Raw genomic sequence first — 23,049 nt, forward strand, 5'->3', positions numbered from 1 at the left:
ATTCAATGAGCGGTACAATTTCAGAACGTTTGGAAGCAATGGGCGTAACAATTCCAGAGGCTGCGGCTCCTGCTGCGAATTACTTGCCATGGATTCGCTCTGGTGAACTTTTACTGACATCCGGCCAGCTGCCGCTTGAAGATGGCAAGCTGATTGCAACAGGCAAACTTGGCAAAGACGTTGATCTCGAACTTGGTCAAAAAGCAGCACGCCAATGTGCAATCAATATTTTGGCACAGGCCAAAGCTGCCCTTGGTGATTTGGAAAACATCAAACGCCTTGTGAAAATCACAGTATTTGTCGCTTCTGATCCTGAGTTCAGCAATCAACACTTGGTTGCAAATGGTGCATCTGATTTTCTAGCAGAAGTCTTGGGTGATGCTGGCTTTCATGCGCGTTCAGCGGTTGGTGTTCCTGTGCTGCCTCTTAATGCTGCGGTTGAAATCGAAGCGATTATCGAAGTCAAATGAGCGATTTATCGTTTCTAACGCGCCAGCCAATTGCTCATCGTGGTTTGCACGATGGCAATAATGCTGTGTTTGAGAACTCAATGGGCGCAATGCTTGGCGCTGTTGAGCATGGCTATGCCATTGAACTTGATGTTCAGCTGTCAAATGATGACCGCGCAATGGTGTTTCATGACAGCACATTGGACCGCGTGACCGCAAGCCAAGGCGCCCTCAAAGCACTTGGCGCTTCTGATCTTGCTAAAATTAAGCTTGGCGGCACCAATGATGTCGTCAACACGCTTGAAGAAGTGCTTGGCGCTGTGGGCGGCAAAGTGCCGGTCGTGATCGAGATGAAGGGCGATGGCAATCAAGCCGATGCCATTCGTCTTGCCAATGCGGTTGCAGATGCAGTTCAGGATTATGATGGCGAGATAGCTGTTATGAGCTTTGAGCATGATTTGCTGCAAGCATTCCGCGATACAGGTTCAAAGCAGCCGCTGGGCTTAACAGCAATGGGCATGACAGAAGATGCATTAGAGAAACACCGTGCTGCGCTAGACTATGGAATTGAATTTGTTTCGTTCTACGTCAAAGAGCTGCCCAATGCGTTTGTTTCTGAAATGCGTGAAACGCACAAAATGCCTGTCATCACGTGGACGGTTCGCACACCGGAAGATGTTGAGCTGACTAAACAGCATGCAGATCAGATGACTTTTGAAGGCTTTTTACCGTAAATGCGTTTTCATGCCTTGCACATGTATCTCGCAGCCTTAAATCTGTCTGTATGAGTGAAACACCGCCTGCCCCCGAATCTAATTCGTCTTCTGACGCCGAGTTTATAATTCGGGTGCAGGAAAAGATCAGCGCAATCAGTGATCATGATTGGGCAAAGCTTTCTGGCGCTTCAAAAACTGAATCTAGTATTCCTTATAACCCCTTCATAAGTCACGATTTTTTGAGTGCGCTTGAAACGTCAGGCTGCGCTATTCGTGACACCGGCTGGTTGGGGCAGCATCTTGTTTTAGAAGATAATAAGGGAACCATACACGGCGTTGTGCCTGGCTATATCAAGTCACACAGCCAAGGCGAATATGTGTTCGATCATGCTTGGGCAGATGCCTATGAGCGCGCCGGTGGCCGTTATTATCCCAAATATCAGGCTTCTGTGCCTTTTACGCCCGCGACTGGCCCGCGCCTTTTGGTTTCCAATTCAGTCAATGTGGATGCGGAGCGTGCAGCCTTGGCGCAAGCGATTACGCAATTGACGCAGCAGCTTAATCTTTCATCCGCACATGTTACTTTTGGTGAAGAAGCCGATATTGCCGCTTTAAAGGCTACGGGTTTCTTGCACCGGATGGATCAGCAGTTTCATTTCCGCAATGATAATTATGCAACTTATGATGATTTTCTGGGCACGCTGGCATCACGCAAACGCAAAAACTTGAAGAAAGAACGTGCGAACGCGCTGCAAAACGGCATCACGATTGAATGGCTAACGGGCTCCGATATTACCGAAGAAGTCATGGATGCTTTTTATGTGTTTTATGAAGATACCGGTGAGCGCAAATGGGGGCGGCCCTATCTCAACCGTCAGTTTTACAGCCTCATTGCTGATACAATGGCGGATGATATTTTACTGATTATGGCAAAACGCGATGGCCAATATATTGCTGGCGCGATCAATTTTATTGGCGGCGATACGCTTTATGGCCGCCATTGGGGATGCACAGAAAATCATCCGTTTTTGCATTTTGAAGTTTGCTACCACCAAGCGATTGATTTTGCGATTGAGCGTGGGTTGAAATATGTGGAAGCTGGCGCGCAAGGCGAGCACAAGCTCGCACGCGGCTATATGCCAACCATCACGCACTCTGCGCATTATCTCCCCAATGAAAGTTTTAGCCGCGCTGTTGCGGATTACCTTGAACATGAGCGTGCAGAAGTGGCACATTTCGGAACGATTCTCAGCGATCACAGTCCTTTTAAAAAGAGTAGAAACGCATGACGCAGTATGATCCCAATAATATTTTCAACAAGATTATAGCTGGTGAAATTCCATCTCACAAAATCTATGAAGATGATGATACTTTTGCATTTATGGATGTGATGCCTGAATCAAACGGGCATTGTCTGGTTATACCGAAAACTGGATCGCGCAATTTGCTCGATGCTGCTCCTATGACACTCGGCGGCTTGATCGTTGTGGCGCAAAAGATCGCCGTTGCGGTCAAAAAAGCATTTGATGCGGACGGCGTTGCTATCCATCAGTTCAATGAAGAAGCGGCTGGCCAAACTGTCTTTCACCTGCATTTTCACATTATTCCACGTTATGAAGGCGTGCCGCTTAAACGTCATGCAGGTGAAATGGCAGATCATGAACTATTGGCTGGCCATGCAGAGAAAATCCGCAATGCGCTTTAGAGCGCTTTGAGGTCTTTTTTGAAACGTTTGGCATTTTGCACATAATTTACGGCAGAATCGCGCAGTTTTTGTGCTGAATTTTCATCCAGAGTTCGCACAACCTTGGCTGGAGAACCGACAATTAAGCTGTTGTCGGGAAATTCTTTGCCTTCTGTGACAAGCGCGCCAGCACCAACCAGCGAATTTTTGCCAATTTTTGCGCCGTTTAAAACAATTGCGCCAATGCCGATCAGCGAATTTTCGCCAATTGTGCAACCATGCAACATGGCGCGGTGGCCAATCGTGCACCCCTCGCCGATTGTCAGCGGATAGCCCATATCAGTATGCATGCAGACATGTTCCTGCACATTGGTACGCGCGCCAATATTGATTTGTTCATTGTCACCGCGCAGTACCACGCCAAACCAGATGCCAGTGTCTTGGCCCAGCACAATATCGCCGATAATTTGCGCGTCATCAGCAATAAATGCTGGTCCATCACCTTGAAATTCAGGCTTTTTGTCAGCCAAATTATATAGCGTCATTTGAGTGCTCCGAACCTGTTCAATGTGTGCTGTGTTACTAAGCCTAAATATTCAACAGCGACGGTTCAAGCGCAAGATAGGCTGAACGTGTTGCGATGAAGCCTAAAACGCCACTCCACAAAAGTGCAATCGTGCCATTTGCGATAAGTGCCAAGCCCCCTGACTTTTCTTCTCCATGTCGATTTTCATCGAAAAACCAGAGCTTTAAAACCAAAACGGGTCCGCAAAATGCAAAAACAAATGTTGAAAAGACAAGTCCTAGATTTTCAACAGTGTGAATATCCATATTAGGCTCGGCGGCGAATATGGCCGACAATAGAAAATATATTGCCAGCGCCACCGCCATTCCGGCGATAATCATCATCAAAACAAACATTACACGCACACTCTTTACTAACTATTTACCATGATACTGCTCAATAGAGGGTGTGCCTAGCACCTGATTCCAGACTCTATCGGAGTAGTTAATGTCCGCTCAGGCCATGAACCCATCGCAAGAAGTTATAAGCCACGGCCTGCCTCACATCGTTTGGCGGGTATTTACTGCCTTTGGCATTCTGGCTGTCTTGTCATTGGCGCTGTATTTATTTGGCCCGCTCTATGGCGAGCGAATGAGCCATGCAGGCCATTCAACGGATGAAACCACTTTGCCGATCAGCATTGGTAGCGATAGCTTTCAAATTCCGACCAATATGATCCGGCATGCGAACCAACGCATTGGCGGCAGCACGTCACGCATTGACCTTTATATCCATTGGCCTTCGCAAAGCGGCTACACTGTCGAACTTGCCCCTGCTTTTCGTGAAGCCAACCCAAAAGAAATTCAGCTGGTTTTGGCGAGCGTCACCAAGCGCCGCAGTTTTCTTGACATGGCGGATCGTTTTCAGCCCGTTTATCTCGATGCGATCGATCAAACGAAAATCAAGAAGATGAACAACGGCCTTTATGTTGCACCGCTGCTGAATGAATATGGTTATGTGAATGAAAAGCTTGTTTACGGCTTGGCGCAAGGCACAGATCGCCCAGAATTTATTGCGCGATGCCAAATGTCGACTGTCGGCGGCGACGGACTGCTTTTGCCGTGCGAGACAGATATATTTATCGGCAATACATCTGAAGCGAAATTTCGTTTTGCTACATCGCAGCTTGTCGAATGGCAGAGCTTCTCAAAAGAACTCAATGCATTTGCCGACCGCATATCAGCCGGCAAATAATTAGTTTAGAACGCTTAAAGATCTTCGAGGTCGAAATCCAAGATAGACATGGAAAGATCGTAAGAGGTTTCGCCCTCATCAACGATTTTCGTTACAATGCCCAAGAACTCCTCGCCCATATAAAGCTCAGCGGAATCTTTGATCTTAGGACGCGCTTTGACAGCCAATGTTGGGTTGTTAAATGTCTTGCGAAAATATTTTGTTAGCAGTGCTAATTCGTCAGCGTTCACGCTCATTCTCCGGCTATTTGTTATAAATTAAGTGATCGCTGTGAACCATGCTCGTTGATTCAGCGCAACCTCTTGGTACAAGGATTGTTTTGGATTACCCGATCAATTGGTCCATCGCGCGTGATGGTTCTGAACATCCGCTATCGCCAACAACTTTTGCAGGCACGCCAGCGACCGTTTTCATCGGCGGCACTTCAGCCAAAACGACAGAACCAGCGGCAATTTTTGAGCAATGTCCAATTTTGATATTGCCAAGAATTTTTGCGCCCGCGCCAATCAACACACCATTGCCAATTTTTGGATGGCGATCAGAGCCTTCTTTGCCCGTACCGCCAAGCGTTACAGCGTGCAAAATAGAAACATCATCACCAATTACCGCAGTTTCGCCAACAACCAGTCCGGTTGCATGATCAAGGAATATCCCTTTACCGATGCGCGCAGCCGGATTGATATCTGTTTGAAACACCGATGAAGAGCGGCTTTGAATATAAAGCGCCATGTCGCGGCGACCATTGTTTAAAAGCCAATGGGCAAGACGGTGCGCTTGTATGGCGTGAAAGCCTTTGAAATAGAGCACAGGCTCCAAATAGCGTTGGCAAGCTGGGTCACGGTCATAGATAGCTTGAATATCGACGCGCATAAAATGACCGAACTGATCATCGCTTTGCGCAAGTTCGCCAAATGCGTGGCGAATAATATCGGCAGGCACATCGGCATGATCAAGACGTTCAGCTATCCGGTGCGCAACGGCGTCTTCAAGCGTTTTGTGGTTGAGTATCGACGAATACATGAATGCGCCAAGCAATGTTTCATCTTTGATCGCGTCCTGCGCTTCATGGCGAATGGACGACCAGATGGGATCAACAGGGTTGATCTTTTCACGCGCGGCGCTTGGATTTGAAGATGACATTGTCAGTTCCATTATTCGTTGCAGCTCATTTTGAGCATCATTTAGAGCACAAAAGTAACACGGGAGCTAAATCAATCAAAGTTGATCATTTAAAAAGCTCAATGCAGTTTTTTTGAACGATGCATCGCCCACCGCTAGCATATGGTCTCGGCGTTCGATTTCAAAGGCTTGCGCATTGCTCATAAGTGCTGCCAGCGCGCCAGGATCGCCTGCAATATCGTCTTTTGTGCCAACGGCAATAAGCGCTGGTGCTTTTATTTTGGCGATATCATCTTCAGAAACCAATGTGCGCGATGCTTTTATGCATGCTGCTAGCGCAAATCGATCTGATTTTGTTTGGTCGGCAAATTTGCGGAAAGTACGCCCCTGCTCGTGTGTTACATCATCAAGCGAAGGCGCAAGCAGCGCATCAGCAATTGGGTCCCATTCGCCGACACCTTTGACCATGCCGATGCCAAGGCCGCCGAAAATCACGCTCTTTACTTTATCAGGATGACGGAGCGCCAAGAACGCCGAAATACGTGCGCCCATCGAATAGCCCATGACATGGGCCTGCGCGATATCAAGATGATCCAGCAAGGCTGCGGCATCATCGGCCATTTTTTCCGGCATATAGGCTTCTGGCTCATGTGGCTTGTCACTGCCACCATGACCGCGATTGTCTAGTGCAATCACGCGGTATCCGGCGCCCGTGAGCGTTTGCACCCAGCCGGGGCTTACCCAATTGACCCGTTTATTGGAGGCAAAGCCGTGAATCAGTAAAATCGGCGCACCGTCGCGCGGTCCTTCATCGAGGAATTCGAAGTTCAATTCGTCATGAATAAAGTCAGGCATTGTTGATCCAAGGTTGAGAAAGCCAATTTGCTATGTAGAAATTTTATTCAAGATTGGCTAGAGCATAGAAAGACAATAGCTTTTGAGCGATATAGCGGAGAATTTAGCATGGCTGGCGGCAAAACACCTCATTTCCATAATAGTGAAGGACATGCGCGCATTGAAGTTGGCGTGAAGGAATTCATGTGCATTGGTGCTTTACCACCTTATGACCATCCACATGTGTTTTTGGATATGGGTAGCGATTCAGAAAAAGTATGCCCTTATTGCTCAACACTTTACGTTTACAATAGCGCACTTAAGGCTGAAGAAACGACACCGCTAGGGTGTGCGTTTGATATTTCTAAAGCTGCTTAATGCGTAAGATCGCCATTGTTGGTGGCGGTATTGCGGGGCTTAGTTGCGCCCTTGCGTTGGCTGCGCGCGGCATTAGTTCAACAATTTTTGAACAAGCGACAGCTTTAAAAGAAGTTGGTGCTGGCATTCAACTATCGCCCAATGCGGTAAAACCGCTTCAAGCGCTTGGTTTAATGTCGGCAATCAATGGTTTTGCCAGTGCACCGCGTTCAATCGAGATTTATGCAGGCCGTTCGGGCAGCCATATCGTGCAATTGCCTTTGGGCGCATCAATCGAAAAACAATTCGGCGCGCCTTATCTGTCGGTTCACCGCGCTGACCTTCAATTAGCATTAGCGCAAGCCTGTGAGCGCTCGCCTCTCATTGCGATTAATCTTGGCGCACAAATAGAACGCGTGCCGCTTGAGAATGGCCAAGCTGATATATTCGGCGATTTTTTCGATCTTGTGATTGCGGCCGATGGTGTGAACTCCAAACTGCGCAAGCAATGTTTTGCGCTGGAACCCGTTGATACGGGCCTTATTGCTTGGCGTACGACAGTGCCGATGAACGAGCGGCCTCAAGCTTTCTCAAATCATTCAACGACTTTGTGTCTTGGACGTTCGGCGCATTTGGTAACATACCCCATCGCATCAGGCTTAGAGCTGAATGCGGTTGCGATTCTACCTGTCGGAACTCACATCAATGATGGTTTTGATCAATGGTCATCCAAATGGACGCCATTGTTTAAGGGCGACCAAGAATGGCTTGATTGGCCGCTGCGCGCTGCGCCGCGCTTACCCAGCCGCATAAGCGCTCCATTTGTGTTTATGGGTGATGCAGCGCATGCAATGCTACCTTTTGCAGCGCAGGGCGGCGCTATGGCGATCGAAGATGCTTTTACCTTGGCGACGGCCATCGCCAAATTGGACGATGATTCTCAATCATTGCAAAAATGGGCAAGCTTTCGCGGCAAGCGCTCAGAAAAAGTTGCGGCGCTGGCACGGCAAAACAAGCATATTTACCACCTGCCCGCACCGCTGGCGCTGGCACGCAATTCGAGCATGGCACTACTTGGCGCAAAACGTCTTATGGCGCGGCAAAACTGGATTTACGGCTTTGTTGCAACCGCTTGGAGCCCGAACTCAAGCGATTGAGATGTTGGTGTCCACACGCCTACGCCAATGCCAATTTCTCGCAAGCGTCTGCCCGTCCATGTATTGCAGCTTAGCCAAGGCGCAAAACGCCCCTTGCCTTTATAAAAGCGATCGCCAAAACCTTGTGTGACATCCAGTGGCTCCGTGCTTGCGAAGAAGCGTTTCATGTTTTCAAGCAAAGCTTCATATTGCGGCACAGATATTTCGAACGCATATACATTTTCCCCTGCCGCCAAAGCGCCAAGCGGCGTGATGTGCATGACAGATTCATCAAATGCGAGTGCTTTTGCAGCGATGCTAAGTGTTAAATCTGATACGGCCATCAAGCTGGTGTAAGCGGTTTTCGATCCCCAGCCAAAAGCCCAATATTCAACTTGGTCAAGTTGGACGGGATAATCATCTTCTATAAGGCCCAACCGTTCAAACGTGTCACCGCCAAGCCGCGGCACGGCGATATCTGAGTGAAAGCCGTTAGAAAGAACATAGATCGTGATGGTCTCATCGCCTTGAACATCATTACTGATGGTAGCAGGCAAAGGCACGGACCCAAGCAAAAGCGCCGCGATCAAGATGATCACGGCGCCCGCTAAATATTTAAAGATACGCAACAGCAATTAATGCAAGATCTGGCTCAAGAACAATTTTGTGCGTTCATGTTGCGGATTGTCAAAGAACTCATCTGGTTCGTTCTGTTCAACAATCTGACCTTGGTCCATGAAAATCACGCGGTTCGCAACCTGACGAGCAAAGCCCATCTCGTGCGTTACGCAAAGCATTGTCATGCCTTCTTCCGCAAGACCAACCATTGTATCGAGCACTTCTTTGATCATTTCTGGATCAAGCGCTGATGTTGGCTCATCAAACAGCATAATGCGTGGGTTCATACACAAAGAGCGTGCAATCGCCACACGTTGCTGCTGACCACCGGAAAGCTGGCCAGGATATTTATGTGCCTGCTCAGGAATTTTAACGCGCTCAAGAAAGTGCATTGCTGTTTCTTCAGCTTCTTTCTTGGGCGTTTTACGCACCCAAATTGGCGCCAAAGTACAGTTTTCCAAAATCGTGAGGTGCGGAAAAAGGTTGAAGTGCTGGAACACCATGCCAACTTCGCGGCGCACTTCATCAATCTTTTTCAAATCATTGGTGAGCTCAATTCCATCAACAACGATCTTGCCCTTCTGGTGTTCTTCCAGACGGTTGATACAGCGGATCATTGTCGATTTACCGGAACCTGACGGTCCAGCAATAACAATGCGCTCGCCGCGCATGACTTTTAGATTGATGTCTTTGAGCACATGAAAGTCGCCATACCATTTGTGCATACCGTCAATTTCAACGGCCACTTCAGTATCTGACACTTGCATTTTTGAGCGATCGACGCCCTTTTCGTCTTTTACGGCGTTATCAGTTGCCATTTTAGTAATCCTAACTTTTGTGGCCAGTGTCGAGACGACGTTCCATATACATGGAATAGCGTGACATGCCGAAACAGAAAATGAAGTAAATAATAGCTGCGAAGATCAAGCCTGTCGCAGGTGTTTTCGAAGAGGCCCAGTTCGCATCCGTGAAGTTAAGCTGAACAATGCCTAGAAGATCGAAAATACCAATAATCAGAACAAGTGTCGTATCCTTAAACAGACCAATAAAGGTGTTCACGATGCCTGGAATAACCAGCGTCAACGCCTGCGGTAAGATGATAAGACGTGTGCTCTGCCAAAATGTCAGGGCCATAGCGTCACCCGCTTCGTACTGACCTTTTGGAATTGCCTGCAACCCGCCCCGAATAACCTCTGCCATATAGGCTGAAGCAAACAGTGTCACACCGACCAATGCACGCAGCAATTTGTCGAAAGAAACACCATCGGGCAAGAAAAACGGTAGCATTACCGACGACATAAACAGCACCGTAATAAGCGGTACACCGCGCCAGAACTCGATAAAGATAATCGAGAGCATCTTGATGATTGGCATATTAGAGCGGCGCCCAAGCGCCAAGAATATGCCGAATGGAAACGAAACGACGATGCCGACAATGGCAACGACGAGCGTGACCAACAGGCCGCCCCATAGTGAGGTTTGAACCGGCTCTAGTCCGAATTTTCCCGTTAGCAAAATGAACGCCAAAATTGGGAAAATAATCAGAACAAAAATCGCGTTCCATTTTTTATAAGGCACAGATGGCATTGCGAGCGGAATTACGCCAGCAACCAAAAGGATACCTGTTAAATCAACGCGCCAACGCTCTTCGAATGGGTAACGCCCATACATAAATTGAGCAAATTTTGCATCGACAAAGGCCCAACAAGCGCCAGCACCTGGCACAATACAGGCTTCTCGGCTGTCACCCGTCCAAATCGCATCCGTAATCAGGAAGCGAAACATAGGCGGGATAATATAAACGAGCAGCAATAATGCAAAGATCGTGAATAATGTATCCGGGATTGTTGCAAAAAGGTTCTGACGCAACCAAGCGACAGGGCCTTTGGCGTTGATGGGTGCAGGTTGATCCTGCACCATTTCAGTTCTTATATATGCAAGTGAGTGATTTCGATCTTGTGCCATGGTTTATCTCTCCACCAGCGATACGCGGCTGTTAAACCAGTTCATGAAGGTCGATGTAATGAGTGAAATCGCCAGATAGACAAGCATTGTCATCAAAACAACCTCAACCGCTTGACCGGTTTGGTTCAGCACCGTACCGGAGAAAACAGCAACAAGATCAGGATATCCGATCGCAACCGCCAAAGACGAGTTTTTGGTAAGGTTCAAATATTGGCTTGTTAGCGGCGGAATAACCACGCGCATCGCCTGAGGCACAATCACTTTACGCATTGTAATGTTCGGACGAACACCCAGCGCGTAAGCAGCCTCTGTCTGACCTTTGGATACAGCCAAGATGCCGGAACGCACAATTTCAGCGATAAAGGATGCTGTATAAAGTGACAAACCAAGCAACAAAGCGACAAATTCCGGCAAGACAACCGAACCGCCATTGAAGTTAAATCCGCCAAGTTTTGGATTTTCAATTGTAAACGGGAAACCTGTTACAATAAGAGCGATCAACGGTAGGCCCACGATCAAGGCAAAACCAACCATAATCGTTGGAAATTGCTGCCCTGTCGCCATTTGGCGGCGTTTAGCCCATTTTCCGATAATCACAGCGGCGATTACACCAATAATCACAGCCCATAAAATGGCAGACGCACCTGCTTCTGGAATGAATTTTGGAATGGCAAGGCCACGGTTACTTAAGAAAATATCGCCGACTTGCATCGCATCGCGCACATTCGGCAACACACCCAATACGGCTTTGTACCAAAACAAAAGCTGTAAAAGTAGCGGTATGTTACGCAAAGTCTCGACGTAAATCATACAGATTTTACGGACGAGATAATTCTTAGAGAGACGACCGATGCCGACAGAAAACCCAATAATTGTCGCAAAAAATATGCCGAGAGCTGAAACGAGCAATGTGTTCGTCAAACCGACATAAAAGGCGCGTAAATAGGAACTGTCATTCGTATATTCTATCAATGACTGGCTTATATCAAAGCCGGCACGATCCGTCAGAAAGCCGAAGCCAGAGGCAACATTTGCTTTCTCAAGGTTTGTGATCGCATTGTTCACGCCGGCATAAACGAGCCAAGCAACAATAGCGACAGTCAGACATTGGAAAAATATAGAGCGTGCAACGGGATCGTATAAAAGCGAAGCTTTACTGCTTTGAGCATTGCTGTCGTTATTCATTGTTTCAATCACCAAACGCATGTGAATTTATAATACAAAATGGCCCATCCAAAGGGATGGGCCATGATATTTCGTAGCTCTTAACGGACTGGCGGTGCGTACTGCAAACCACCCTTAGACCACAAAGCGTTTGTGCCACGTTCAATTTTCAGCGGTGAACCAGCACCAACTGTTCTATCAAAAACTTCGCCGTAGTTACCGACAGTTTTGATGATGTTGTATGCCCAATCAGAGCTTAGGCCGATTGATTCACCGAAGTCGCCTTCTGCACCGAGCAGACGTTTGATGTTCGGGTTGTCGCTGTCTTTTTCAAGATCAACATTTTCAGATGTAAGACCAAGCTCTTCAGCGTTGACCATTGCATTATGTGTCCATTTTGCAATGTTGAACCACTGGTCGTCGCCCTGACGAACAACAGGACCGAGAGGCTCTTTTGAAATGATCTCAGGAAGCACTGTGTGTGCATCTGGATCTTCAAGTGTCAAACGGATTGAATAAAGGCCAGATGCGTCAGTTGTGTAAACGTCACAACGGTTCGCTGCATAAGCTGCGTTCACTTCTTCAAGTTTTTCGAAAACAACTGGCTTATATTCCATGTTGTTAGCTTTGAAGTAGTCAGTAAGGTTCAATTCAGTTGTTGTACCTGTTTGTACGCAAACTGATGCGCCTGAAAGTTCAAGAGCTGAGTTAAGGCCGAGAGCCTTACGAACCATGAAGCCCTGACCGTCGTAATAGTTTACGCCAGCAAAGTTCAAACCAAGCTGCGTGTCGCGGCTCATTGTCCATGTTGTGTTACGTGAAAGAACGTCGATCTCACCAGACTGAAGAGCTGTAAAGCGCTCTTTAGCAGTCAAAGCTGTGAACTTAACTTTCGTTGGATCACCGAAGACAGCAGCAGCAACACCACGGCAGTATTCAACATCAATACCAGACCATTCGCCGGCATCATCCGGAGCAGAAAAGCCTGCAAGTCCTGTGCTAACGCCGCACTGTACAAAGCCTTTAGCTTTAACATCGTCTAGCGTTGCAGCAGAAGCTGTTGATGCGCTTAGTGCGAGTGCAGCTGACGCAAGCATTCCTGTAAAAATTTTCGTTTTCATATGAGTTGAACCCCTTGGTTTCTCAAGTTGTGATTTACGGGCCTGAGTACTAAATAATTTATTGTGAATGTGATTGTATAATTTCGCGATGAGGCCCTCGCCAGATCACGAACAATTATCAGTACCTCCCAATACCCAAGACATATCCAAAGCTAAAACTACGTAACCGTCAAGTAAAAAACCATATTTTCTACATAGATAGCTAAATAGCGTACCATTATGGAACTGGGTCACCTTGCATTTGTACGATATAAAGGCATTGCGCACAGTGTTGCTGCAACACGACTAAAAAGAAGGCGTTTGCTCAATCATCTGCCATCGCAAACGAGACGTTCTCTTGAACGCGCATTGTGATTCGCAGCCACATTCAGAACGTTACCTAGGATAATCAGATTAGCATTTAAGAACGGGAAATAGCTCATTCGGCATGAGCCTGAACATTGCCGACCGGCTTGCCAGCCACCGCGCGAACACAAGCGTCATCATGGCGCCGATCAAATAACCAGCAATAACATCGGATAAATAATGTGCATTGGCCGCAACCCTTGCGAAGCCCAAAAATGAGAAAACGATCAATGCTGGCCAGCGAATTGCAGGCATATAAAGCGCGATAATCATACCAATCGAGCCGGCCGTTGCTGAATGCCCAGAGGGGAAACTTTGAAAGACGTGCGAGAATTCGAAAGGCGAGAAAATATAAGCGCCAAATTCATCAAATGTGCGCGGCCGTCCCCTTCCCACACATTGCTTGATAATATTTACAATTATGCCAGGCACTAAGATCGCAACAAAGATGAATGCCGCACGCTCATAAGAACGCACAAGCAGCTTTTGCCGTTGTAGATTACGACATCGCCAATCACACGACGAAATGATTACCATGATAAGCGCTGCTGGAATGAGATAATAATGCGCTTTTACCGCATCGGTGACATTGCGCAGGAACGCATAAAATTCGCTGTTCGTGTGACGCATATGAAGAGAGATTTGGCTGTCAAAATGACCTGCCAGAAAAACGAAAGCAGCGGCAACAACCACAAAGACAGTGAATTCATCAGGCCAAATTATTAAACTATTATTACGCCTTCTGCCGCAAGAACGCATCCACACTTTGTCTGCGGTCACGCTTATATTGAGCGCCGTGTCGTCAAACATCTTGGGACGGTTAATCTGCCTGACAGATTGATACACTCTTTCCAATTCTACCCCCACAATTTGACGAGCCCTGTAGGGCGAGCCATGAATTTGTGATGGTGGCTTAGCTTTGTTTTATGACAGCCGTTTAAATGCAGAACAGCTTTAATGGACGCTTTGCGCGGTCAACTTCGCCTTTGAAGCGCGGCACTGTGTGATCAACTAAGACATTTCAAAAGCAGGTACGCAACGGAGATCACCTTAACAAAAGATGGGTAACTTAGGTTCTTCCTTGAAAACGGCTTACTTCAAAATCATGTGGACGTTTCACCATATCATCTGCAACACCATAGAGTGTCATCACCAAAAAAGGTGTTTTGGGAGCCTGACGGTCTGTTTCTGTTGGATAACGCAATGGATAACCAGCTCCACCATGTAAGCTACCTAATTCAATTACATACTTGTCTATGAGTGTTAAAATTTCCTCATCTTTTGGTATGCCAAAAACGTATCCACGTGCATCATCACGAAGATCTGCTACCACACGGTGTGCATTTACAAATACATGCCCCCTTATTGGTTCACAAATATTGTCATGCCACATACTTACAATATCATGACCTTTTTTACCCTTAGTAACGGGGGCCTTATTATTTAAAAAGAAGCATGCCTTTAGCATCATTTCTAGCCCATGGCCTGCGAGCGCTAGAGTGGGTAAAAAAAGCGCCTTACCCTGATCTTTTTGCGCCTCATTCAATGTCATAGCTGCCAGTAAAAACTGGTTTGCTATGGCTGCGAAGTTTACACCCTGAGCAAATAGTTCACCTTTCACAAAAGTACTCCTCAATCGAATTCTGCGCAGAGATTGCACGAATTGCAAACGTGAAAAACGATACGATCGAATCCGGCAACTGTGTGCACTGACCGGCCTAAACAAACATATAGATTATTTTGCTTAAGCAAGAACTTGTTTCATGATGAATGCATCAAGATATTTGTATAGGTGGATACTAAATTTAATCACGTTAGGAGAAATGCTTGTAATTGAAGCTTGATATGAAGCACGAAAGGCTCTTCAACATCACCAATAAATCAGCATTTATAAAAAATTGGCGAACCCGGAAGGATTCGAACCTTCGACCTGATGATTAGAAGTCATCTGCTCTATCCAACTGAGCTACGGGTCCACACAAGCCATGCCTTAGCCATAACAATTGGCTTCGACAAGGCTGTTAGGCAATAAAATACTTAAATAGACGCACTAGTGCGTCCAAGGAACCTTACGGTCAAATTTGAAATTGTCTGAATAGGTCGAGTTACGGCGCTTTTGCTGCTTCGGCTCTTCCACGCGATAAGCCAGTCCTTGCTTTTGAGCATAGGCAACGGCTTCCTCTTTGTTGGTGAAGCGCAATTTGACCTGCGCTTGTGTGTCACCAGATGAAGTGTACCCCATTAAAGGGTCTATGCTTTTAGCAGAAGAACGATCAAACTCGACAAGCCACTCGCTTGCTTTGCCCTTGCCGGACTGCATTGCGGTTTTTGCGGGGCTATAAATGCGTGCGGTCATTAATCTTAATCCTAATTGAATAGAGTAAGCCGTTGGGAAAATGGTTGAAGCGGCAGGATTTAAAGCTTCGAATACCAGAGAAAACAAAGGTTGTTAAGCCGGAAAATGTGAGAACAATCCAAACGTCTGCCTTCTACACGACAACGTGATGCAGCATTTCGTGTTTCCTTCGGCAAGGAACCAGAACGCTACGCCAGCCTATGCTCTATCAGCACTCGCCTGGACGCAGGATGCGGTAGCCAGCGCTGCGCGCCGTGCAGGCATTGGAAAAGCTACGGACGGACCCTTTGCGCTGCGCACAGACCGGCGCAAACTCGCGCGTGCACACTTTCGAAGGACCGGTCGATTGCGTGCGGCATTTGCCTTGACTTACAGGACGGAAACCCTTGGCGCGCGCCATGCAGGCATTGGCGAATGTGCGCTGTTCCTTGCCATCTCGGGCGCAGACAGGGCTGTATTCCTTCGTACAAATTTGCGGGCGGTCGGGACGTGGTGGTCGCGGACGTTCTGCGCCCTCCTCAACAACAACGGTGCAGCTTGTCAGAATGACGGCGGCACCAAGGAGCGTCGCAGCCTTAGGAATTAAGTTTGACCAGAATGTCGGCATAGTTTCCCTCCCCAATGGCTGTACTACCAGCTAATCTATTTGCTTCTTCCACATTATTTCAGCGGTTCAGCGACAATTGATTTCATTTGTCTGAAGAATTTCATAGCTCACAAGTTGCAACTTGGCAATTTTGCACTCACGGGCAAATTTAAAAAGGCAGCGACGATATGAGAGAAGTATTGGAAATATTGGGAAGTAAATGGTCGGAGCGGCAGGATTCGAACCTGCGACCCTCTGGTCCCAAACCAGATGCGCTACCAGGCTGCGCTACGCTCCGACTTCGTGTTTCCACGTTGGCAGTCCACTACACGGCTGATTGGAAATGAGCAATACATAGAATGCAAAGATTCCAAATAAATTTGCTTTTTTTGCATTTTTTTATTGAGCAACGCCAATTACTGGATGTTTTAGCGTCTGCCCGACGTTGATCCCAAGCTTTTGTGAGAAACCTGCGTGAATTTCAAAGGCATATTGAGCCGGCGCGCGTGATGGAATCGGCGTTGTGGAAAACGGCGTGGTGTCGCGGGCAATGTGCACAATCACACCTTTGGCATCGGCATAAATGATATCCAGCGGTGTTGGCGTGTTTTGCATCCAAAAGAATCGCTGCGCCTCACCATCAAAGACAAAGAGCATGCCGCTGCTTTCAGGCAGATCCACTCTATGCATAAGGCCGGCTGACCTTTGCGCTTCTGTATGCGCAATCTCAATGTCAAACTGACCTAACATTTCTGCTTGATCATATACCGTAAGTTTTTCTGCGTGAACGTCCAGCCGCATTGGTTCTTGTGCGTTACCGCACGCGGCGGCAAAGAAAAACATGAGAAGGCTGATAAATATCTTCATAGGGTACACGCCTGTTAGAAAGGTGGTTACCCTATATCAATGTGATGCAGGCGGCTGCAATCCAATGTCAGGGTAAATTTCGGCGGCCATAAGGCCCTTATCCCCATTGCCAAAGCGCACGATAACCATTTGCCCAGGCCTTAGTTCGGTTAAGCCGAAACGGCGCAAGGTTTCCATATGAATGAAAATGTCTTCTGTTCCCTCGCCGCGCGACAAAAAGCCAAAACCTTTGGTTCGGTTGAACCATTTCACAAGCACACGCTCCAAACCACTGGTTGGAACAATATGCTCGTGGGTTTTCACTTCATTGCTGGCAGGATTAACCGCTGTGGACGTATCCATGGACAGAACGTGAAAAGCTTGAAGCCCGCGCTGGCCTCTATTTGCTTCGCAAACAATGCGCGCACCTTCTAGAGCTGTTTGAAAGCCGTCTCTTCTAAGACAAGTCACGTGAAGCATCACATCGCCATATTCAGCAATGTCAGGTGTTATAAAACCGTAGCCCTTACCAATATCAAACCATTTGATAGTGCCGGTAATCTCTACAGATACAACTGTATCGCCGTTATGATCGACGAATTCTGCGCTTTCTGGACTCTGCGACTTTTCACTCATTACAAACTACCCCTCGGAAACAGGTTTAACCAGATAGGTACAGGCCTGATTCGAATGGAGCATAACATCTGTCCGCACCTTAACGGAATAAACAAATGGTAAAGTTTTAATAAAAACACCCAGTTTTTTTGGTTGCCGCTTTAAATCATCGCCCTATTGTCGCATTAAACAAACATTGCGGCACAGATTCGCAGGTACAAATAGAGATTTTAGTTAGGAGCATTCAATGCGTTATCTTCACACCATGGTTCGCGTCAAAAACCTTGAGGAATCATTGGATTTTTACTGCAACAAATTTGGCCTTGAGGAAGTCGACCGCATCGACAATGAAAAAGGTCGCTTTTCACTTATCTTTCTTGCAGCACCTGAAGACAAAGCAAGTTTCCTAGAAGGTAAAGCACCAGCGCTTGAGCTTACCTATAATTGGGACCCTGAAGAATATGAGGGCGGACGCAATTTTGGCCATTTGGCCTATGTGGTTGATGATATCTATGCAATCTGCGCTAAATTGCAGGATGCAGGCGTGACAATCAATCGGCCGCCACGCGATGGACATATGGCATTTGTGCGCTCACCAGACGGCATTTCAATTGAACTTTTGCAAAAAGGTGAACGCTTAGAACCTAAAGAGCCGTGGGCTTCTATGGAAAACACTGGCAGCTGGTGAAGAGTACCTTAGAGTACTCAGTTCATTTTTCTGCCTCATTTGAATATTATCGCATTTATTATAATTTGTTACGGGTGGTGGTAAGGACTTTGTTTACCAACAAAGTCCATGTAAGAATTTTACGATTACCACAGGAATCGGGGGTATGGGCTTGAGACGCATAGCTAAGCGAAATCGATATTTGACGGCTAGCGTTGCGTCTTTATGTGGCTCTATTTTTCTGAGCGGCTGCGTAAGCTCCTCAATCAACACCCCTGAAGGCTTTGCTGCGGCACCTCAAATCCCGCAAACGTCTGATATTCTTGCGCTGAACGAAGATGATGTTCTTGAAGCGTCTGGCTCACAAGAAGTCGCCGATTTGGCCGATGAGTTCGATGAAGAAGAAGACGGTTCAGACGTTGCACTAACCGCTTTATCTGAAACAGAAGTACCGTCGCTCGCAACAGCTCGAATATCGGTAAACCCTGGTCAATCAGCCATTGTGGCGGATGCCCCGCAAGCTGTGATTGCAGAGGCAACAGGCGATATAAATGATGTTGCCACGCAGCGCATTACAGCGGCTGCTTCTGCGCCCGTTGGTAATTCCACATCGGGCATCAATCCTATGCCTGCCGATACGTCTATGACCGCAAGTATTGCAGGCACACCTTCTGCGACCATCACGCCATCTGCTCCTGTTGCAAGCGCATCGCTGGCACCCCAGATGGATACTAGACCTGCGAAAAATCGTCCAGGATTTTTAAGCGCGCTTTTTGGTAATGCGCCTAAAAAGCCAGCGGTTCCTGTTGGCGGCTCTCAAAAGATAGCCGCAAAGTCTGCCCCAGCGCCGCGGCGCGTCATTGCTACGGCTTCAGCTGCAGGCTCAAACTCAGCCCTGCCCGGTGTTAACCGTCAACGCGCCTTAGGCGTGAGCTCTTCTTCATCGAATGAGCCCATTCAAGTTGCGTCCGCTGCAGGCCTTGCACGTCTGGCGCCGAACGGACTTCAAACTCAAACCAGCAGCGTTGATGTTAAATGTTTGAAACCAGCGCTTGTGCGTGTGCTCAAACAGGTTGAACGAAAATATGGCAAGCCAGCGGTGGTAACATCAGGCTATCGCAGCCCATCACGCAATCAACGCGCGAGCGGTGCAAAGAATTCACTCCATATGTATTGTGCTGCGGCTGACATTCAGGTCGAAGGCGTTGATAAATGGGCGTTGGCTAAATATTTGCGCTCAATGCCTGGACGCGGCGGTGTTGGCACATACTGCCACACAAAATCTGTCCACATCGACATTGGCCCGAATCGTGACTGGAACTGGCGCTGTCGCCGTAAAAAATAATCTAAGCCGAAGCGACTCGGCTTTACGATTCTCTATAATCACACCTCACTTCAACATTTAAGCAGCAACTCACTGATATTTGGCACATTTGTGTCCTGTATTTTTCGGTGTGCATTTTAACTTGTGCATTTTTTTCAGTTCTCAACAGCCGATTTAGGCCCGTTTTCCGCTGTTTATCGGGCTCTTGTGAAATTCATTTAAAAAAAGATCATTCAGATGAAGAAACAGGGTTGCGGCCTTAAAATTTCTTGCATATATACCGCGCATCTTGGACGCGCCCTTCGTCTATCGGTTAGGACGCCAGATTTTCATTCTGGAAAGAGGGGTTCGATTCCCCTAGGGCGTACCAAGATATTTCCCCTAAAATCATTGCACTATTGTGACAGCATCCAGTTAAACGCTGCACGCCAATCGATCATACGAATTGGTGTTCCGTGCGTTCCTGTTTCAAAGCGTACCATGCGCACCGGAAGCCCATTGCTACGCGCGCGCGTATAAAATGATTCAACCTGTTGAATATCGAAAACAGTGTCATGGCTTCCATGCGCGATATAAAGCGGCACCTTGCGTTTACCTGCCGCAGAAGCAAACAGCGCGTCATTCCAAAACGACCCCAGCAAAGCGATTCCAGACAAGCGCTGTGCGATATTATTTTGATCTGCCAGCGCATAACAAACCGCGCCGCCCGCAGAGCCGCAAGCCAGCACAATTTTAGCGCTTGGCGAATTTGCTGCAGCCTGACCAATCAGGGTTTCAATCTTTGCTATATCGCTTGTTGTGAAATCACCGGCATCGGGTGATAGATACAGACCGTTATTTTTAAGCATCAACATTTTGATACGGTTGAAATTGCCGCCAAAACTATGGTCATTGACGCCTTGCTTGGCATTGCCGCCCTTGCCGTGAATATAGATTGTGATGAAACGCGCATTGCTGGTTTTTCCAGCGAACTGATAATTCAGCGCACCTGTTGGCGTTTCCAATTGTGCAGGTTTGGTTGCGCGCCTGCCTGCAAGATCGATATATTGGCGCTTAGCGCGTCTTTCAGGCACAGCGTCTCGCTCATTAATATCGCGTAGCTCGCGGTAATCGACTTTGAGATAAGCACCGCCATCGCGCTCTTCTAATGTTTGCGGATAGGCAAATAGACGATCTTTGAACGGCTTAAGTGTTTCTTGAGCGTTCGCGCTGACGGCGGAAAACAACAGCGCGAAAGTGACGGCAGAATTTCCAGTAATTCTCATTATGTTGCAACCCTTTGGCCTTGCTGCCGTCATTTAATAAATCAGTTCATCATCATAGGCATTTAGATCGGCGTGAAAAGACTGTCGATCTAGTGGACATTTGATCCAAATTGCATCATGGGAACATTATGGCTCATGTAAAACCCATATTACCGGAAAAAGATTGCGCGCATTGCGGGCGAGTCATGGTTTGGCGCAAAGCTTGGGCCAAGAACTGGGAAGATGTGAAATTCTGTTCGCAGCGCTGCCGCCGCGAAGCAAAATCCAGCAAAACACCAGATCAGCCGCGCAAATAAGCCTGATAAAGTTCGGGCGTGTCGATATCGACAAGAACACCGGCGCTACATTCAACATCCACAATGTGCCCTGCCTCAAAAATTGTGCGTGCGCCTTCATCGCCAATGAGCTGCGCTTTGAACTGCTCGGCAAAGCACAATGGCAAAATGACTGGGTTGCCATTCTTTCCATCATGCACGGCACGAATAATAGCATTGGGCGCTATTTTGCATTGCTCCATGAGCCTATTGATATCTTGCGCAGTAACATCAGGCATGTCGCCCAAAATTATCATAATGTGTGACGCAGATAGGGCGGCGGCATAATCCAACGCGGCTTTAACGCTATAGGCCATATTGCCGGATTTTATCGTGCGGTAGGCGATTTTTTCATGCGCCTTATTGATTGCGATTTCTCTGGCCTCATCCAGCAGCACAGCAATGGTCTCAAGCTTGGAGGCATCGGCGGTTGCAATCACTTCCTCTAAGATAGTCTGTCCGCCACGCGCAGCCAGCATCAGCTTATCTTTGCCCATGCGGCGAGACTGTCCTGCTGCGAGAATGGTGCCGATGATATTTTCTGCCTGCTTACTCAAAACCAAAATCCAAAGCTTGGAATTTCATTCAGTGAACCGCGTCCATGGCCGAATTTAATTATCACCCTATGCCCCATCCCTAAGGCGGAGCACTTGAATAATTTCTGCCATGATCGCCACAGCAATTTCTGCAGGACTTGCCGCTGCAATATCAAGGCCAATGGGTGATGATATGCGGCTAATTTTCTCTTGAGATATGCCTGCTTCAGTTAAACGCTCCACACGTTTACTGTGCGTTTTCCGGCTGCCGAGCGCACCGACATAAAGGCAATTGGCATTGAGCGCTTCAATGAGTGGTGCGTCGTCAATCTTTGGATCATGGCTTACAGCCACCAATGCGGTGTATGTATCAAGCGGATGTGCCGCCAGATAATCCTCTGGCCACTGTGCATAGACATCCACATCGGGAAAACGTTCCGGCGTTGCAAAGGCGGTGCGTGGATCAACAATATCAATTGTGTAATCAACCGCTTTTGCGATTTGTGCCAATGCTTGCGAAATATGCACGGCACCAATGACAACAATACGCAAAGCCGGCACATGGGCATTGATAAAAAAGTGCCGACCTTCTGTATCGAAAACTGACGATTTCCCTGAACGAAGGGCTGCCTGTATCGCATTACCGAGTGGGCCTTGAATGACTTCGCTACCCGCCTGCTTCACCAGTCGGTCACGCCCGTCGCCAAGGTCCGTTACAACGGCGCAAGCGCGCCGTGCTGCACGTTCTATATTGAGTTTTTTAAGAAGGTTCGGGTCCATGTCAGCCTACACGCTCCAGATAGACTTCAATGCGCCCGCCGCAGCTTAAACCCACGCGCCATGCTGTTTCATCGGCAACGCCGAATTCCAGCATTTTCGGTTCGCCGCTTTTCATCACCTCGGACGATTCTTCAATGACAGCGCCTTCAACGCATCCGCCAGACACAGAACCTTCAAATGTACCATCTTCGCAAATCACCAAATGACTACCAACGGGCCGCGGTGCAGAGCCCCATGTTTTAACGACAGTTGCGATGACAACTTCTTTGCCCTCAAGCATCCATCTCTCGGCATGGATGAGCGGATCTAGCATATTCATCATGCACCTTTCACGGTCGGTTTAGCCAAGCCTTATCATAGGGCTTTATGGGATTGCGACCACCCTGTTTCGAGTTTCCAATCAAGATTTTTAAAGCTGGCATGATCCATATAATGATCTTCGCAGCTTATGTAGACTTTCAATATTATGTCTTGCTCTGATCGCAATCCCGTT

The 23,049-nt window shown here is 47.6% G+C and carries 30 protein-coding genes and 3 tRNA genes; 11 read left to right on the forward strand and 22 right to left on the reverse strand.

The features are described from left to right. The first annotated feature begins 5 nt into the window (after positions 1–5). The 4 genes from N530_RS0104245 to N530_RS0104260 are packed head-to-tail and all read left to right on the forward strand — an operon-like array spanning position 6 to position 2,870. Positions 6–470 carry a RidA family protein gene (locus N530_RS0104245; RefSeq protein ID WP_018687790.1) on the forward strand — a complete coding sequence of 155 codons (465 nt, stop codon included), beginning with the start codon at positions 6–8 and terminating at the stop codon, positions 468–470. Beyond that, on the forward strand, positions 467–1,183 hold the full coding sequence (locus N530_RS0104250; protein ID WP_026479699.1) for a glycerophosphodiester phosphodiesterase family protein: 717 nt from the start codon (positions 467–469) through the stop codon (positions 1,181–1,183). Before N530_RS0104245 ends, N530_RS0104250 begins: the two co-directional genes overlap by 4 nt. Positions 1,184–1,233: 50 nt before the next feature. Further along, positions 1,234–2,454 carry a GNAT family N-acetyltransferase gene (locus N530_RS0104255; RefSeq protein WP_051540754.1) on the forward strand — a complete coding sequence of 407 codons (1,221 nt, stop codon included), beginning with the start codon at positions 1,234–1,236 and terminating at the stop codon, positions 2,452–2,454. After that, positions 2,451–2,870, forward strand: coding sequence for an HIT family protein (locus N530_RS0104260; RefSeq protein WP_026479701.1), 420 nt, complete (start codon positions 2,451–2,453; stop codon positions 2,868–2,870). The genes N530_RS0104255 and N530_RS0104260 overlap by 4 nt, the downstream gene beginning before the upstream one ends. Here the strand turns inward: N530_RS0104260 and N530_RS0104265 are convergent. After that, positions 2,867–3,394, reverse strand: coding sequence for a gamma carbonic anhydrase family protein (locus N530_RS0104265; protein ID WP_026479702.1), 528 nt, complete (start codon positions 3,392–3,394; stop codon positions 2,867–2,869). The two genes, N530_RS0104260 and N530_RS0104265, sit on opposite strands and share 4 nt — an antisense overlap. A 43-nt stretch (positions 3,395–3,437) precedes the next feature. After that, positions 3,438–3,770, reverse strand: coding sequence for a hypothetical protein (locus N530_RS0104270; RefSeq protein ID WP_026479703.1), 333 nt, complete (start codon positions 3,768–3,770; stop codon positions 3,438–3,440). A 91-nt stretch (positions 3,771–3,861) separates the two neighbouring features. Between N530_RS0104270 and N530_RS0104275 the strand changes: the two genes are divergently transcribed. Beyond that, complete coding sequence (locus tag N530_RS0104275) at positions 3,862–4,608, forward strand: hypothetical protein (protein ID WP_026479704.1); 747 nt, start codon at positions 3,862–3,864, stop codon at positions 4,606–4,608. Positions 4,609–4,622: 14 nt separating this feature from the next. On the opposite strand, the gene N530_RS0104280 is transcribed toward N530_RS0104275, so the two are convergent. The 3 genes from N530_RS0104280 to N530_RS0104290 all read right to left on the reverse strand — a co-directional run bounded on the left by N530_RS0104280 (position 4,623) and on the right by N530_RS0104290 (position 6,582). After that, positions 4,623–4,844: a DUF3126 family protein gene (locus N530_RS0104280; protein WP_035266389.1), complete on the reverse strand. Its 222-nt coding sequence runs from the start codon at positions 4,842–4,844 to the stop codon at positions 4,623–4,625. A gap of 88 nt (positions 4,845–4,932) precedes the next feature. Then, positions 4,933–5,748, reverse strand: a complete 816-nt coding sequence (gene cysE / locus N530_RS0104285; RefSeq protein ID WP_026479706.1) for a serine O-acetyltransferase — start codon at positions 5,746–5,748, stop codon at positions 4,933–4,935. Between the two features lie 75 nt (positions 5,749–5,823). Beyond that, entirely contained in the window at positions 5,824–6,582 is a 759-nt protein-coding gene (locus N530_RS0104290) for an alpha/beta fold hydrolase (RefSeq protein ID WP_026479707.1), read from the reverse strand. Between the two features lie 108 nt (positions 6,583–6,690). Between N530_RS0104290 and N530_RS0104295 the strand changes: the two genes are divergently transcribed. After that, complete coding sequence (locus tag N530_RS0104295; protein WP_018687780.1) at positions 6,691–6,939, forward strand: zinc-finger domain-containing protein; 249 nt, start codon at positions 6,691–6,693, stop codon at positions 6,937–6,939. Then, entirely contained in the window at positions 6,939–8,075 is a 1,137-nt protein-coding gene (locus N530_RS17405) for an FAD-dependent oxidoreductase (protein WP_051540755.1), read from the forward strand. Before N530_RS0104295 ends, N530_RS17405 begins: the two co-directional genes overlap by 1 nt. Here N530_RS17405 and N530_RS0104305 read toward each other — a convergent pair. The 13 genes from N530_RS0104305 to N530_RS0104365 form a co-directional block, all read right to left on the reverse strand. After that, a complete protein-coding gene (locus tag N530_RS0104305) occupies positions 8,030–8,653 on the reverse strand; it encodes a DUF2459 domain-containing protein (protein ID WP_162150933.1) in 624 nt (207 codons plus the stop codon). The two genes, N530_RS17405 and N530_RS0104305, sit on opposite strands and share 46 nt — an antisense overlap. 36 nt (positions 8,654–8,689) lie before the next feature. Next, on the reverse strand, positions 8,690–9,490 hold the full coding sequence (locus N530_RS0104310) for an amino acid ABC transporter ATP-binding protein (RefSeq protein ID WP_018687777.1): 801 nt from the start codon (positions 9,488–9,490) through the stop codon (positions 8,690–8,692). A gap of 10 nt (positions 9,491–9,500) precedes the next feature. Next, positions 9,501–10,637, reverse strand: coding sequence for an amino acid ABC transporter permease (locus N530_RS0104315; protein ID WP_026479709.1), 1,137 nt, complete (start codon positions 10,635–10,637; stop codon positions 9,501–9,503). Between the two features lie 3 nt (positions 10,638–10,640). Then, the gene (locus tag N530_RS0104320) at positions 10,641–11,834 is read right to left on the reverse strand and encodes an amino acid ABC transporter permease (RefSeq protein WP_371179692.1); all 1,194 of its coding nucleotides are present in this window, start codon (positions 11,832–11,834) and stop codon (positions 10,641–10,643) included. A gap of 68 nt (positions 11,835–11,902) precedes the next feature. Next, entirely contained in the window at positions 11,903–12,922 is a 1,020-nt protein-coding gene (locus N530_RS0104325) for an amino acid ABC transporter substrate-binding protein (RefSeq protein WP_026479711.1), read from the reverse strand. A gap of 393 nt (positions 12,923–13,315) precedes the next feature. Continuing rightward, the gene (locus tag N530_RS0104330) at positions 13,316–14,077 is read right to left on the reverse strand and encodes a phosphatase PAP2 family protein (protein WP_026479712.1); all 762 of its coding nucleotides are present in this window, start codon (positions 14,075–14,077) and stop codon (positions 13,316–13,318) included. Between the two features lie 259 nt (positions 14,078–14,336). After that, positions 14,337–14,888 carry a hypothetical protein gene (locus N530_RS0104335; RefSeq protein ID WP_026479713.1) on the reverse strand — a complete coding sequence of 184 codons (552 nt, stop codon included), beginning with the start codon at positions 14,886–14,888 and terminating at the stop codon, positions 14,337–14,339. Positions 14,889–15,166: 278 nt separating this feature from the next. Further along, positions 15,167–15,243, reverse strand: a tRNA-Arg gene (locus N530_RS0104340). Between the two features lie 74 nt (positions 15,244–15,317). After that, a complete protein-coding gene (locus tag N530_RS0104345; protein WP_026479714.1) occupies positions 15,318–15,623 on the reverse strand; it encodes an ETC complex I subunit in 306 nt (101 codons plus the stop codon). A gap of 208 nt (positions 15,624–15,831) precedes the next feature. Then, entirely contained in the window at positions 15,832–16,230 is a 399-nt protein-coding gene (locus tag N530_RS0104350; protein ID WP_026479715.1) for a Kazal-type serine protease inhibitor, read from the reverse strand. Positions 16,231–16,430: 200 nt separating this feature from the next. Continuing rightward, positions 16,431–16,507: transfer RNA gene (locus tag N530_RS0104355), tRNA-Pro, on the reverse strand. A 101-nt stretch (positions 16,508–16,608) separates the two neighbouring features. Further along, a complete protein-coding gene (locus N530_RS0104360; protein ID WP_035266392.1) occupies positions 16,609–17,076 on the reverse strand; it encodes a DUF192 domain-containing protein in 468 nt (155 codons plus the stop codon). Between the two features lie 36 nt (positions 17,077–17,112). Beyond that, the gene (locus tag N530_RS0104365; RefSeq protein ID WP_026479717.1) at positions 17,113–17,691 is read right to left on the reverse strand and encodes a cold-shock protein; all 579 of its coding nucleotides are present in this window, start codon (positions 17,689–17,691) and stop codon (positions 17,113–17,115) included. Positions 17,692–17,917: 226 nt separating this feature from the next. Between N530_RS0104365 and N530_RS0104370 the strand changes: the two genes are divergently transcribed. The 3 genes from N530_RS0104370 (at position 17,918) to N530_RS0104380 (ending at position 20,031) form a co-directional block, all read left to right on the forward strand. Next, positions 17,918–18,358 (forward strand): VOC family protein, encoded by a 441-nt coding sequence (locus N530_RS0104370; protein WP_026479718.1) that lies wholly within the window; start codon positions 17,918–17,920, stop codon positions 18,356–18,358. A gap of 145 nt (positions 18,359–18,503) precedes the next feature. Beyond that, the gene (locus tag N530_RS19230; protein WP_081773887.1) at positions 18,504–19,682 is read left to right on the forward strand and encodes a D-Ala-D-Ala carboxypeptidase family metallohydrolase; all 1,179 of its coding nucleotides are present in this window, start codon (positions 18,504–18,506) and stop codon (positions 19,680–19,682) included. A gap of 274 nt (positions 19,683–19,956) precedes the next feature. Next, positions 19,957–20,031: transfer RNA gene (locus N530_RS0104380), tRNA-Glu, on the forward strand. 25 nt (positions 20,032–20,056) lie between these two features. On the opposite strand, the gene N530_RS0104385 is transcribed toward N530_RS0104380, so the two are convergent. Beyond that, positions 20,057–20,926 carry an alpha/beta hydrolase gene (locus N530_RS0104385; RefSeq protein ID WP_026479720.1) on the reverse strand — a complete coding sequence of 290 codons (870 nt, stop codon included), beginning with the start codon at positions 20,924–20,926 and terminating at the stop codon, positions 20,057–20,059. 128 nt (positions 20,927–21,054) lie between these two features. Here N530_RS0104385 and N530_RS18820 point away from each other — a divergent pair, with 128 nt between their 5' ends. Next, complete coding sequence (locus tag N530_RS18820) at positions 21,055–21,222, forward strand: DUF2256 domain-containing protein (RefSeq protein WP_081773888.1); 168 nt, start codon at positions 21,055–21,057, stop codon at positions 21,220–21,222. Here the strand turns inward: N530_RS18820 and N530_RS0104395 are convergent. From N530_RS0104395 to N530_RS0104405, 3 genes are all read right to left on the reverse strand, one after another. Further along, complete coding sequence (locus N530_RS0104395) at positions 21,207–21,797, reverse strand: NTP transferase domain-containing protein (protein ID WP_155851912.1); 591 nt, start codon at positions 21,795–21,797, stop codon at positions 21,207–21,209. The genes N530_RS18820 and N530_RS0104395 overlap by 16 nt on opposite strands. Before the next feature lie 66 nt (positions 21,798–21,863). Continuing rightward, positions 21,864–22,556: an XdhC family protein gene (locus N530_RS0104400; RefSeq protein WP_026479722.1), complete on the reverse strand. Its 693-nt coding sequence runs from the start codon at positions 22,554–22,556 to the stop codon at positions 21,864–21,866. A gap of 1 nt (position 22,557) precedes the next feature. Further along, positions 22,558–22,878: an XdhC family protein gene (locus tag N530_RS0104405; protein WP_026479723.1), complete on the reverse strand. Its 321-nt coding sequence runs from the start codon at positions 22,876–22,878 to the stop codon at positions 22,558–22,560. Between the last annotated feature and the right edge of the window lie 171 nt (positions 22,879–23,049).

The organism is Ahrensia sp. 13_GOM-1096m (assembly GCF_000620605.1).
In the GTDB taxonomy this organism is placed as follows: domain Bacteria; phylum Pseudomonadota; class Alphaproteobacteria; order Rhizobiales; family Rhizobiaceae; genus Ahrensia; species Ahrensia kielensis.